Annotated in this window: 10 protein-coding genes; 4 read left to right on the plus strand and 6 right to left on the minus strand. The window is 71.6% G+C overall.

Annotated features, from left to right (window positions below):
* Positions 1-3: 3 nt before the first annotated feature.
* On the minus strand, positions 4-1,215 hold the full coding sequence (gene pdhA, locus ACH4RC_RS17425) for a pyruvate dehydrogenase (acetyl-transferring) E1 component subunit alpha (protein WP_398201244.1): 1,212 nt from the start codon (positions 1,213-1,215) through the stop codon (positions 4-6).
* 391 nt (positions 1,216-1,606) lie between these two features.
* Here pdhA and ACH4RC_RS17430 point away from each other — a divergent pair, with 391 nt between their 5' ends.
* Together ACH4RC_RS17430 and ACH4RC_RS17435 are read left to right on the plus strand one after the other, a co-directional pair.
* A complete protein-coding gene (locus tag ACH4RC_RS17430; protein ID WP_398201247.1) occupies positions 1,607-2,269 on the plus strand; it encodes a response regulator in 663 nt (220 codons plus the stop codon).
* 110 nt (positions 2,270-2,379) lie between these two features.
* On the plus strand, positions 2,380-2,832 hold the full coding sequence (locus ACH4RC_RS17435; RefSeq protein WP_398201250.1) for a pyridoxamine 5'-phosphate oxidase family protein: 453 nt from the start codon (positions 2,380-2,382) through the stop codon (positions 2,830-2,832).
* 82 nt (positions 2,833-2,914) lie between these two features.
* Here ACH4RC_RS17435 and ACH4RC_RS17440 read toward each other — a convergent pair whose 3' ends face one another.
* Complete coding sequence (locus ACH4RC_RS17440; RefSeq protein WP_398201253.1) at positions 2,915-4,546, minus strand: protein kinase; 1,632 nt, start codon at positions 4,544-4,546, stop codon at positions 2,915-2,917.
* Between the two features lie 401 nt (positions 4,547-4,947).
* On the opposite strand from ACH4RC_RS17440, the gene ACH4RC_RS17445 reads away from it, so the two are divergent.
* Positions 4,948-6,630 (plus strand): protein kinase, encoded by a 1,683-nt coding sequence (locus ACH4RC_RS17445; protein WP_398201256.1) that lies wholly within the window; start codon positions 4,948-4,950, stop codon positions 6,628-6,630.
* A gap of 155 nt (positions 6,631-6,785) precedes the next feature.
* Here the strand turns inward: ACH4RC_RS17445 and ACH4RC_RS17450 are convergent, their stop codons facing one another.
* The gene (locus ACH4RC_RS17450; protein WP_398201259.1) at positions 6,786-7,334 is read right to left on the minus strand and encodes a bacterial proteasome activator family protein; all 549 of its coding nucleotides are present in this window, start codon (positions 7,332-7,334) and stop codon (positions 6,786-6,788) included.
* A gap of 161 nt (positions 7,335-7,495) precedes the next feature.
* Between ACH4RC_RS17450 and ACH4RC_RS17455 the strand changes: the two genes are divergently transcribed.
* A complete protein-coding gene (locus ACH4RC_RS17455) occupies positions 7,496-7,963 on the plus strand; it encodes a hypothetical protein (RefSeq protein ID WP_398201262.1) in 468 nt (155 codons plus the stop codon).
* A 12-nt stretch (positions 7,964-7,975) separates the two neighbouring features.
* On the opposite strand, the gene ACH4RC_RS17460 is transcribed toward ACH4RC_RS17455, so the two are convergent.
* The 3 genes from ACH4RC_RS17460 to ACH4RC_RS17470 all read right to left on the minus strand — a co-directional run bounded on the left by ACH4RC_RS17460 (position 7,976) and on the right by ACH4RC_RS17470 (position 12,060).
* The gene (locus ACH4RC_RS17460) at positions 7,976-8,956 is read right to left on the minus strand and encodes an NAD(P)H-quinone oxidoreductase (RefSeq protein ID WP_398201265.1); all 981 of its coding nucleotides are present in this window, start codon (positions 8,954-8,956) and stop codon (positions 7,976-7,978) included.
* A 301-nt stretch (positions 8,957-9,257) separates the two neighbouring features.
* Positions 9,258-10,331, minus strand: a complete 1,074-nt coding sequence (locus ACH4RC_RS17465) for a potassium channel family protein (RefSeq protein WP_398201268.1) — start codon at positions 10,329-10,331, stop codon at positions 9,258-9,260.
* 4 nt (positions 10,332-10,335) lie between these two features.
* The gene (locus ACH4RC_RS17470) at positions 10,336-12,060 is read right to left on the minus strand and encodes a molybdopterin molybdotransferase MoeA (RefSeq protein ID WP_398201271.1); all 1,725 of its coding nucleotides are present in this window, start codon (positions 12,058-12,060) and stop codon (positions 10,336-10,338) included.
* Between the last annotated feature and the right edge of the window lie 76 nt (positions 12,061-12,136).

Below are 12,136 nucleotides of genomic sequence, written 5' to 3' on the forward strand. Positions count from 1 at the left end.
GTCTCAGGCCTCCCCGGCCGCTTCGTCGGCGAACGACGCCTGGTAGGCGACGAACTGCGCGCGCTCCTCGTCGACGAGCGCGTGCCCGTCCGCGTACACGTTCTCGAAGATCGCGAGGTGGCCCGGGTCCGGCATGGCCCGTACGACATCACGCACTCGCTTGCCCAACGCCTCGCTCTCGGCGTCGAGTTCCGCGAAAAATCCCTCATCCGTGTCCGTTTGGGACTCCAGGTACGTGCGCAGGCGCAGGATCGGGTCCTTCGCCTCCCACGCGACACGCTCCTCGTCGGCCCGGTACTTCGACGGGTCGTCGGAGGTGGTGTGCGCGCCCATGCGGTACGTGAACGCCTCGACCAGGGTCGGGCCCTCGCCGTTGCGCGCCCGCTCCAGGGCCCAGCGCGTCACCGCGAGGCAGGCCAGGACGTCGTTGCCGTCCACGCGGACGCCGGGGAAGCCGAAGCCCTGCGCGCGCTGGTACAGCGGCACGCGCATCTGGCGCTCGGTCGGCTCGGAGATCGCCCACTGGTTGTTCTGGCAGAAGAACACCACGGGCGCGTTGTACACGGCGCCGAAGTTGAAGGACTCCAGGACGTCGCCCTGGCTGGAGGCGCCGTCGCCGAAGTAGGCGATGACCGCGGAGTCGGCGCCGTCCTTGGCCACACCCATCGCGTAGCCCGTGGCGTGCAGCGCCTGCGAGCCGATGACGATCGTGTACAGGTGGAAGTTGTTGCTGTTGGGGTCCCAGCCGCCGTGGTTCACGCCGCGGAACATGCCGAGCAGGTTGGTCGGGTCGACCCCGCGGCACCAGGCGACGCCGTGCTCGCGGTAGGTCGGGAAGACGTAGTCGTCCTCGCGGGTGGCCCGCCCGGAGCCGATCTGCGCGGCCTCCTGGCCGAGCAGCGACGCCCACAGGCCCAGCTCGCCCTGGCGCTGCAGAGCGGTGGCCTCGGCGTCGAAGCGGCGCGTGAGGACCATGTCGCGGTACAGCCCGCGCAGCTCGTCGTCGGTGATCGCGTCGACGTACGCGTCGTACACCGCGGTCTGCGCCGTCCTGACCCGCTTCCCCTCGGGGGTCAGCAGCTGGACCAGCTCAGGCCCCTGAGCCGCGGCGGTCTTGGCCGCGCTCTTCCTCGGGGACTTCTTCGCGGCGGCCCGCTTGCGCGGCGGCTGCGCCTTCTGCGCGGCGGCAGTGCTGTCAGCACTGTCTACGGTCACGTGTGCTCCTCCGTCGGTCCGGCCCCCGGGATTGCCGGATGGCCAGTCGGCTCGGCTCGCCTGATCCGTCCACGCACGGGGTGGGTGCGGTGGAGCCGGGTTCAGGCGTGACTAGGAAAAACGAACAGAACCTGTGCTCCGGCAAGCACCCTTCACCCAGCACGTTACCCAGTGCGCCACACATCTGCGAAACCCCACCTGACCTGCGATTTTGCTTGGATTTCCAAGTAATTGGATGCTTGGAACCCCTAGTACTCGCCGAGCCGGTGGAGCGTCGCAGGTCACAGCGTGTGGACTGTGCCCTGGTCTCAGCCTGGCAGGGGGCCGGAACACCGGCACGTTATCCCGGTCACCCAGCGCGCGGGAAGGGCTGATGTGTGAGACTGCCATCGTGCGCGAAGACGGAAAAATCACGGTATTTCTCCTCGATGACCATGAAGTGGTGCGCCGCGGCGTCCACGAGCTGCTCGCCATGGAGGAGGACATCGAGGTCGTCGGCGAGGCCGGCACCGCCGCCGACGCCCTGGTGCGCATCCCCGCGACGCGGCCCGACGTCGCCGTGCTCGACGTGCGCCTGCCGGACGGCAGCGGCGTCGAGGTCTGCCGCGAGATCCGCTCCCAGGACGAGTCGATCCGGTGCCTGATGCTGACCTCGTTCGCCGACGACGAGGCCCTCTTCGACGCCATCATGGCCGGCGCGTCCGGCTACGTACTGAAGGCTATCCGCGGCAATGAGCTGCTCACGGCCGTCCGCGACGTGGCCGCTGGCCGCTCGCTGCTCGACCCGGTGGCCACCGCCCGCGTCCTGGAGCGGCTGCGCGACGGCGGCCGCGCCAAGGGCGACGACCGGCTCGAGAACCTCACCGAGCAGGAGCGCAAGATCCTCGATCTGATCGGCGAGGGCATGACCAACCGCGCGATCGGCGAGCGCCTTCACCTAGCCGAGAAGACGATCAAGAACTATGTCTCCAGCCTCCTGTCCAAGCTCGGCATGGAGCGCCGTTCGCAGGCGGCGGCCTACGTGGCGCGCATGCAGGCCCAGAAGCAGCACTGACCCCCGGCCCGTGGGGGCCAGGGCCTTTGTCCGTTTAGGGACCTACGCCCTGTGCGGCGGGGGGCTGCCGACCCTTCTGCCGCGCTCCGTCCGCGTCGCACAGTGGTGCCATGCCTCCCGAGACGACGCGGCCGCACGACCCCGAGCGCGGCTTCGAGCTGCTCGCGCGGGTGAACCACGGCCGCGTGGCCACCAGCATGCGCGCCCTGCCGTTCCTCGCCGCCGCCCGCCACATCGTGGCGGGCGGACGGCTGCTGCTCCGCCTGCACCGCGGCTACGGCTACCACCTGGCCTGCGTCGGCGGCGTGGTGGCGTACGGCGCGGACAACCTGGGCCCCGGCGATTCCGGTTCCCAGTGGTCCGTGCAGTGCGTCGGCACGTGCGCGCAGGTCGAGCCCACCACCGCCGACCTGGAGCTGTTCGGGCCGGCCCCGCACTTCGCGGACGACGAGCTGTTCGACCCGGTCTATCTGCGCGTGGACCCGCAGTTCGTGACCGTGCACGAACTGCGGGGCGGCTCGGCGGAGCGCCGGTCGCCCCACGCGCGCGTGCGGCGACCTTGAAGCCTGTCCCGGGCGCTTCGGAGCGGGCTCAGCCGGAGCCGGTGAGGCGGCGGGCTCAGCCGGAGCCGGTGAGGCGGCGGGCTCAGCCGGTGAGGCCGCCGACGTCGGTACCGGCCGCGGTCCCGGCGTTGCCCCCGGTCTCGCCGCCCGTGTCGGTACCTCCGGCGCCCCCGCCCGCGTCATTGCCGCCACCGCTGCCACCGGTGGTCGTGTCGGACGTCGCGGGCGGCGACTCCGGCTCCGTCTCCGTCGGGGTCTCCGGCGCCGAGGGCTGCCCGGTCTGCTGCGGCGGCTGGTTCGACGCCGACTGCGACGGCGTCCAGTTCCCGTTCCCGCCCGTGTCCGGCTGGGAGGGCGGCGTGTAGTCGCTCTGGCCGCCCGTGTCCTCGTCCGGGTCCTGCGACTCGTCCTTGGTCGCGTCGTCGTCGGCCGACTTGCTCGGCTCTTTCGTCTTCTGCGACTCGGTCGCCGACGGGGACTGCTTGGTCCCGCCACCGCCGCCGTCGTCCTTGCCCGCGTTGAGCGCCAGGGCGACGCCCACCGCGATCGCGATCACCGCGAGCGCGGCGACGATCCACAGCTTGCCGCGGCCACCGCCGCCCCGGTTCGCCCGGCCGTCGAAGCCGCCGTCGTCGCCCGGCGGGCGCAGCATCGGCTGCGCGGCCGTGCCGTGGTCGCCCGGGTGCGGCAGCGCGGTCGTGCCGGCCAGGCCCATCGCCGCGGTGGAGCCGCCCTCGTGCGCGGCGGCGACCGGGCCGGTGTTCCAGGTGCCGGTGTGACCGCCCTGCTCGTACAGCATCGACAGGCCGTACTGGACGAGGCCGCGCATCTCCTCGGCCGTCTGGAACCGGTCGTCAGGGTCCTTGGCGAGCGAGCGCATGACGAGGCCGTCCAGCTCCGGCGGCGTCGCGTCCGAGACCTGGGACGGCGGCACCGGGATGTCCTGGACGTGCTGGTAGACGACGGACAGCGGCGTCTCACCGGTGAACGGGGGCCGCAGCGCGAGCAGCTCGTAGAGCAGGCAGCCGGTCGCGTACAGGTCGGAGCGGTGGTCGACGGCCTTGCCGAGCGCCTGTTCGGGCGACAGGTACTGCGGGGTGCCCATGACCATGCCGGTCTGCGTCATCGTGGACTGCGCGCCGTGCAGGGCGCGGGCGATGCCGAAGTCCATCACCTTCACCGCGCCGGTGTTGGTGATGATCACGTTGGCGGGCTTGATGTCACGGTGCACGATGCCGTGCTGGTGCGAGTACGCGAGCGCTTCGAGCACGCCCGACACGATGATCAGTGCCTGCTCGGGGCCCGGCGCCTCGGCGTTGAGGAGCAGGTCGCGGATGGTGTTGCCCTCCACGAGCTCCATGACGATGTACGGAACGGTCGAGCCGTTCACGTGGTCCTCGCCGGAGTCGTAGACCGCCACGACGGCGTGGTGGTTCAGGCCCGCGACCGACTGCGCCTCGCGCGTGAAGCGGGCCTTGGAGACCGGGTCCTCCGCGAGGTCGGAGCGGAGCAGCTTGACGGCGACGGTGCGCCCGAGGCGCACGTCCTCGGCCGCGAACACCTCGGCCATGCCGCCCCGGCCGAGTCTGTGCGTGAGCCGGTACCGGCCGTCCCCGACGAGCCCGCCGTTACCCCACATCTCCGGCGCATCTGACATACCGCCGCCAGTCGCCTCGGGGTCGGACGGGCCCTGAGCGCGCTGCTGCTGTGCCATCAGTCCTCGCCGTCGTATCTGTCCGTGTCTGTCCGTGCCGCCGTTGCCGCCGGACCACTCGTCGGAGTACGCGCGGTTGTGAAATACGGTCTCCGTCGGGCCACGCTACAGGCTTCGGAGGCGGCTCCGTTCCGAGATGGACCGGACATCAAACCCGTTGCCGTGCACGCCTTGCAAATCGTGCGCGCAATTTCCGCACCCGTTCGACGTCCGTTCCATGACCGTTCCGTGGCTCGGCCGGTGGTCATGGACCTGTAACGCTTGCGCGACGCTTCCCGCCCGTACGGTCACGGATCGGGCATCGAGCTTGACGTGCCCGTGCCCTCGGGCAGACTTGGCCGGGAATAGCTGAATTCGATCACCGGCCGCGCCGACGCGGGGCGCTATGGGGGACGTAAGAGATGAGCCAAGACGGCGGCGCCGGCGGCCGGTACGCGGGACGTTCCGTTGCGGGCGGCCGCTATCAGCTGCGTGACCTGCTCGGCCAGGGCGGCATGGCATCCGTGCACCTCGCGCACGACACCCGGCTCGACCGGGCCGTCGCCATCAAGACTTTGCACACGGAACTCGGCCGCGAGGACTCCTTCCGTCAGCGCTTCCAGCGCGAGGCCATGTCCGTGGCCAAGCTCACGCACACCAACATCGTCTCGGTCTACGACTCCGGCGAGGACGACCTCGACGGGACGATCACCCCGTACATCGTCATGGAGTACGTGGAGGGGCTCCCGCTCGGCTCCGTGCTCGACCAGGACGTGCGCCAGTACGGGGCCATGCCCTCCGACAAGGCGCTGAAGATCACCGCCGACGTCCTGGCGGCGCTGGAGATCAGCCACGAGATGGGCCTGGTCCACCGCGACATCAAGCCCGGCAACGTGATGATGACGAAGCGCAATGTCGTGAAGGTCATGGACTTCGGCATCGCCCGCGCCATGCAGTCCGGCGTGACCTCGATGACGCAGACCGGCATGGTCGTCGGCACCCCGCAGTACCTCTCGCCCGAGCAGGCGCTCGGCCGCGGCGTGGACGCCCGCTCCGACCTGTACTCGGTCGGCATCATGCTCTTCCAACTGGTCACCGGCCGCCTGCCGTTCGAGGCGGACTCGCCGCTGGCCATCGCGTACGCGCACGTCCAGGAGGAGCCGGTCGCGCCCTCCTCGATCAACCGGTCGCTGCCACCCGCCATCGACGCGCTCGTGGCCCGCGCGCTGAAGAAGAATCCGAACGAACGGTTCCCGAGCGCGGAGGCGATGCGGGACGAGTGCCTGCGGGTCGCCCAGTCGCTCGCCGGGGGCGCGTCCGTGGCGCCGAGCATCGTGCCGGGCGCCCGGACGTCGAGCGGTGCGGGCGTGGGCTCGGCCGTCTTCCCGCCGGTCGACCAGAGCGCGGCGCCCGCGCCGGGTCCGGTGCAGCAGCCGTACCAGCCGCACCCCTACGGCACGCCGACGCCGCAGCCGCAGGCCGGGTACGGCTATCCGCAGCAGAACTTGCAGGGCATGCAGGGCATGCAGGGCATGCAGGGTGGTTACCAGACGCCGCCGCCCGCGTCCCCGTACGCGCCGCAGGGGCAGCAGCACACCCCGCCGCCGTACACCATCGGCCACCAGCCGGCCACGACGAGCACGCAGGGGTCGGGCGGCGGCGGCCGCAACAAGGCAGTGATCATGGCCTCCATCGTCGTCGCGCTCGTCGCGGTCGGCGGCCTGATCACGGCTCTGACGCTGAACAACAAGGGCGACGACCCGAGTGGTGGCGGCAGCAGCACCGACAAGCCGTCCCAGTCGGCGGTCGCCGGGCACAAGGGGCCCGACCTCACGAAGACCATCGCGACGGACCAGTGCACCGAGCCGACCATCGGCAGCAACGACGAGAACATGATCAAGGTTCCGGACTTCTACCTCAAGAACATCGACTCGGTGAAGGCCTGTCTGCGGGCCGCGGGGTGGAACAAGAGCATCAAGGAGTACGACGAGAACACCTACGGCGAGGGCTCGGTCATGGACCAGTTTCCCGCCGCGGGCACCGAGGTCGACCCGGAGAAGGTCACCATCACCCTGAACGTCTCGACGGGCAACCCGCCGTCCTGACCCCCGCCGTCCGCCGTCCTGACCGGCGCAGGCACGTGAAAGGGCCCGGTCCGCGCGGACCGGGCCCTTTTCGGCTGTCGGGGCTTGTGGGTTACAGGTACCGGTTACAAGTACGGGTCGGTTACACGTACGGGTCGCTTACAAGCACGGGTCGCTTACAAGTACGGGCCACCCGAGCGGCCCAGCGTGCGCGGGTCCTCGCCGCCCTCGTCGTCACCGCCGCCGACACCCGGCGGCAGCGCGCGGCGCATCTGCTCCAGCTGGGCGCGGGCCGCCATCTGCTGGGCGAACAGCGTCGTCTGGATCCCGTGGAACAGGCCCTCGAGCCATCCCACCAACTGGGCCTGCGCGATCCGCAGCTCCGCGTCGCTGGGCGTCGTGTCGTCGGTGAAGGGCAGCGAGATCCGCTCCAGCTCCTCCACGAGCTCGGGCGCGAGCCCGTCCTCGAGCTCCTTGACCGAGCTGGCGTGGATCTCCCTGAGCCGCTGCCGGCTCGCCTCGTCCAGGGGAGCCGCGCGCACTTCTTCGAGCAGCTGCTTGATCATGCTGCCGATGCGCATCACCTTGGCGGGCTGTTCCACCATCTCCGTCACCGGGACCTCGCGGGAATCGTCGTCTCCGCCGCCGCCCAGAGCCATTCCGTCCTGGCCCACGACCAGGATCTGCGGGTTCTCCGGCGACCGTTCGTTCCTCGGCATCTCCATGCAGCCATTCTCTCGCACCCAGCGTTGACTCCTCGGTGGTGCCCCCGTTACGGGCTGATCCACCACCCCAGGACGGACCCGAGGTCCAGCGTGCCCGTTTCCATAGCATATGTGAGGCTTGTCGGAGGCGTCCGGCGTACGCGGAAGGCGAGGGGACGACCATGCAGGGGACGGGCATATCGCGGATCCGGTGGACGCCCCGCACAGCGGTAAGGGCGTGCGTCCTCTCGCTGGTGGCCGCCGCCGCGCTGCTCGTCCTCGGCGGCCCGGCCACGTCCGGCGGGCCCGCCGCGGTACGCGTCCTCGGCCCGGTCGGCACGGCCTACGCCACCGAGCCCTCCCCGCGCGACTCGCTCGCCGGCAGCCGGGCGGGCGTGGGACGGACCCCTCCCGGGCGGCTCCTGCCCGACCCTGACGGCGAGGACGCGGCCGCCCTTCCGCCTCCCGAGGCCGAGCCGTCCGTCTCCACGCCGCCGAGCGCGCCGCCCGAGCGGCCCGACGCCGAGCGGCCCACCGCCACACGCGGAACAGGGGCGGAGGCTCCGCTGGTCAACGTGGTGCCGCTGGGGGCCGGGCTGCTGCTCACCGGGCTCGGCATCGGGTTCCTGGCGCTGCGGCTGCGTCGATGAGACGCGGGGCCGTTACTGCCGGGTGAGCAGGACCTTGCCGATGTGGCCGCTCTCCTCCAAGACCCGGTGGCCCTGCGCGGCCTCGCTCATCGGCAGCTCCTGGTCCACGATGGGCCGCACGTGGCCGCCCTCGATCAGCGGCCAGACGTGTTCGCGCACCGCGGCGACGACCGCCGCCTTCTCCGCGAGCGGACGGGCCCGCAGCGTGGTCGCGGTGATGGCGCCGCGCTTGCCCAGCAACGTACCGATGTTCAGCTCGCCCTTGACGCCGCCCTGCATGCCGATGATGGCGAGGCGGCCGTTGACGGCGAGCGCGTCGACATTGCGGTTCAGGTACTTGGCGCCCATGTTGTCGAGGATGACGTCGGCTCCGGCGCCGTCCGTGGCCGCCTTGATCTCCTCGACGAAGTCCTGCTCGCGGTAGTTGATCAGGATGTCCGCGCCGAGACTCGCGCAGTAGTCGAGCTTCTCCTTGCTGCCCGCCGTGACGGCGACCTTGGCGCCGACCGACTTCGCGAGCTGGATCGCCATGGTGCCGATGCCGCTGGAGCCGCCGTGCACGAGGAACGTCTCGGCCGGCCGCAGGTGGGCGATCATGAAGACGTTGGACCAGACGGTGCAGGTCACCTCGGGCAGCGCGGCCGCCTTCACCGGGTCGAGCCCCTTCGGGACCGGCAGCAGCTGACCGGCCGGGACGACGACCTTCTCGGCGTATCCGCCGCCCACGAGCAGCGCGCACACCTCGTCGCCCTCGGACCAGCCCGACACCCCCGGGCCGACCGCGGCGATCCGGCCCGCGCACTCCAGGCCGGGGTAGGGCGAGCTGCCGGGCGGCGGGGTGTAGAAGCCCTGGCGCTGCAGCAGATCGGCACGGTTGACGGCGCTGGAGACCACCTCGACCAGGACTTCGCCCTCGCCGGGTACGGGGTCGGGGACCTCCGCCCAGACGAGCGCCTCGGGTCCGCCGGGTTCCGGAATCGTGATCGCATACATGGCGGCGAGGCTACTCCGGTACCCGTCCCGTACCCGCGCGGCGCCCGGTCCGACGCCGGGGTGTCAGCCCTGCGGCAGCCGAGCCGAAGCCAGAGTGACAGCCCCGCGGCGCCCGGTTCGACGCCGGGGTGTCAGCCCTGCGGCGCCCGGTCCGACGCCAGAGTGACAGCCCCACGACAGCCGATCCGACGCCAAGGTGACAGCCCCACGACAGCCGACCCGACGCCAGAGTGCCAGCCCCGCGGCGCCCGGTCCGACGCCAGAGTGCCAGCCCCACGACAGCCGAGCCGACGCCAGGCTGTCAGCCCCGCGGCAGCGGCTTCGTGTTCGGGGCGACCTGCGTCGTCGGCGTGACTCGGACGATGGTGATGAGCCGGTCGGTCAGCTGGAGCCCGCCGATGGCCTTGTCGTCGTAACCGAGCACGCGATGGCCTCGTACGACGCTGACGACCAGGTCGTCCACCTCCTTCGGCACCAGACCGACCTCGGCCTTTATCACCGGGCGCTCGATCAGATCGAGGCCGCTGCCCTTCTGGATGAGGTCCTCCATCACCATGCCCGCGTGCGGGCTCAGCACCGACAGGCCGAGCAGCCGGCCCGCCGCACTGGCGCTGGTGATCACGGCGTCGGCGCCGGACTGGCGAAGGAGCTGCGCGTTCTCCTCCTCGCGCACGGCGGCGACGATCTTCGCGCTGCGGTTCAACTGCCGTGCGGTGAGGGTCACCAGGACGGCCGTGTCGTCCCGCTGGGTGGCGATGATGATCTTCCGGGCGCGCTGCACCTCGGCCCGCCACAGCACGTCGCTTCGGGTCGCGTCCCCTATGACACCGGCGTATCCGAGACCGGTCGCCGCCTCGATGACCTTGCTGCTCGGGTCGACCACCACGACCTGTTCGGGCTTCAGACCGGTCGCGCAGACGGTCTCCACCGCGCTGCGGCCCTTGGTGCCGAAGCCGATGACGACAGTGTGGTCACGCAAGTTGGACCTCCAGCGGTTCAGGCGCCATTCCTCCCGGGTCCGTTCGGTGAGGACTTCGAGCGTGGTGCCGACCAGGATGATCAGGAACAGCACACGCAGCGGCGTGATGAGGAAGATGTTGGTGAGCCGCGCTCCGTCGCTGACCGGCGTGATGTCGCCGTAGCCCGTGGTGGAGAGGGTGACGGTCGCGTAGTAGAAGGCGTCGAGGAGATCGAGCCTGCCGTCGGAGTTGTCGTTGTATCCGTCGCGGTCCAGCCAGACGAGTACCGCGGTGAGGACGAGCACGGCCAGAGCCATCAGGACTCGGCGGGCGACCTGGCGCAGCGGACGCTCGACGATCCGCCGGGGCAGCTTCACCCGGTACGTCGTCGTCTTCTCGTCCGCTTGGCGCGCCATGGCGTCATGGCCGGCCAGTTTCACGTGAAACGCCCTTCCCTGCCCGAGGGTTGCTGCCGTCGCTGCTGTTGCTGCCGGTACTGCTGGTGCTGCCGTGCCGTGGTGCGGGGTCCATGGTGGCGTGTCGCGTCGGAGGCTGCGCGGGCAGGGGGCCCCCGGCAGCCGAACCCCATGACCAGGGCAGGTCGAGGATCTCCACCTCCTGGCCCTCGTGGGCACCGCCCGGCGCCACGACGGCGAGCCCGTCGGCGGCGGCGATACCGCGCAGCATCGCCGGTCCGTTGTAGTGCAGCGGCACCGCCCAGTCGTGCCCGCTGCCGCGGTCCTGGCGCAGGACGACGGGGACGAGCCGGGTGTCGTGCGGGTGCCCCTGGACCGCGCTGTGCAGGGGAGCGCCGTACGGGATCTCGTCCTCGGCCCGGCCCGCGAGCGCCCGCACCAGCGGCTCGGCGAGTGTGAGCAGCCCGGAGACGGCGGCCAGCGGATTGCCGGGCAGGCCGACGAGGTGGCGCCCGTCTCCCAGGCGGGCAAGCAGCATCGGATGCCCCGGGCGGACCGCGACCCCGTCCACGAGCAGGTCGGCGTCGAGTGCGCGCAGCGTGGGGTGGACGTGGTCGACCGGCCCCGACGCGGTCCCGCCGGTCGTCACGACTAGGTCCGCCTTGGCCCCCCGTACCGCCTTGAGCAGGGCTTTCGCGTCGTCGCCGATCCTGCGTACGGCGGTGACCTCGACGCCGAGCGCACGCAGCCAGTGCGGCAGCATCGGGCCGAGCGCGTCGCGGATGAGTCCGTCGCGGGGCAGCCCCGAGGTCAGCAACTCGTCCCCCAGGACGAGGACTTCGGCCCGTGGTCGCGGGAACGTGACCAGCTCGTCATAGCCGGCCGCCGCCGCGAGACCGAGCACGGCGGGGGTGACGAGGCCGCCCGCGGGCAGCAGGAGCTCGCCGTTGCGGCACTCCTGGCCGCGCGGCCGGATGTCCTGCCCCTGCGTGACGTGGCGCAGCGGATGCAGCCGGCCCTTGTCGTCGATGCGCCCGTGCTCGCTGCGGATCACGGCGGTGGTGTCCGCGGGGATGCGCGCCCCGGTCGCGACGGTCGCCGCCTCGCCGTCCGCCAGCGATCCGGGGAGCGCGTGCCCGGCGAGGATCCCCTCGTCCCGTACGTCCCACGGCCCCGGCCCGGCCACGACCCAGCCGTCCATCGCCGACGTGTCGAAGGAGGGCAGGTCGGTGAGGGCGGTCAGCGGAGCGGCGAGGACGAGGCCGAGGGCGCGGTCGAGGGGGGTACGGGTCGCTCCGCGGGAGGTGGAGGTCGCTCCGCGGAGGGTGGCGGACGCGGATGTGGCCGAGTCGGTCGGCGTCTCCGTACGGGGGTGCTGCCGCGCGGCGTGGCGGCCCGCCTCGTGGGCGATTCGACGGGCGGCGGGCCAGGGGGTTGTGCGGGGGTGCGGTGCGGGGGGTGGGGGGTTGGCGGGGCCCGTACTGGTGTCCGTGCGGGCCTGGGTGCTGAGGGGTTCGGCGGAGGCCGGGGCGCCGTGGCCGGTCCGCGGGCCCGGGGGTGGGGTGCCGGGGTGGCCGGGGCCTGGGCCGGCGGGGCCGTGGTCGCCGGTGCCGGGCCCGGCGGTGCCGTGGGCGCTTCGGGTGCTGCGGGCGCTACGGGCGCTGCGGGTGCTGTTGGCGAGGGCGATGACCTCGTCCACGTAGGCGTCCAGGGGATCACCGGCATCCACGGGGTTGCCGATGTTTCCAGCGTCCCTGGTGTCCCGGGGGTTCCTGGTGACCCTGGCGTTTCTGGCGCTTCTAGCG

The organism is Streptomyces sp. NPDC016845 (assembly GCF_044332585.1).
Lineage (GTDB): Bacteria > Actinomycetota > Actinomycetes > Streptomycetales > Streptomycetaceae > Streptomyces.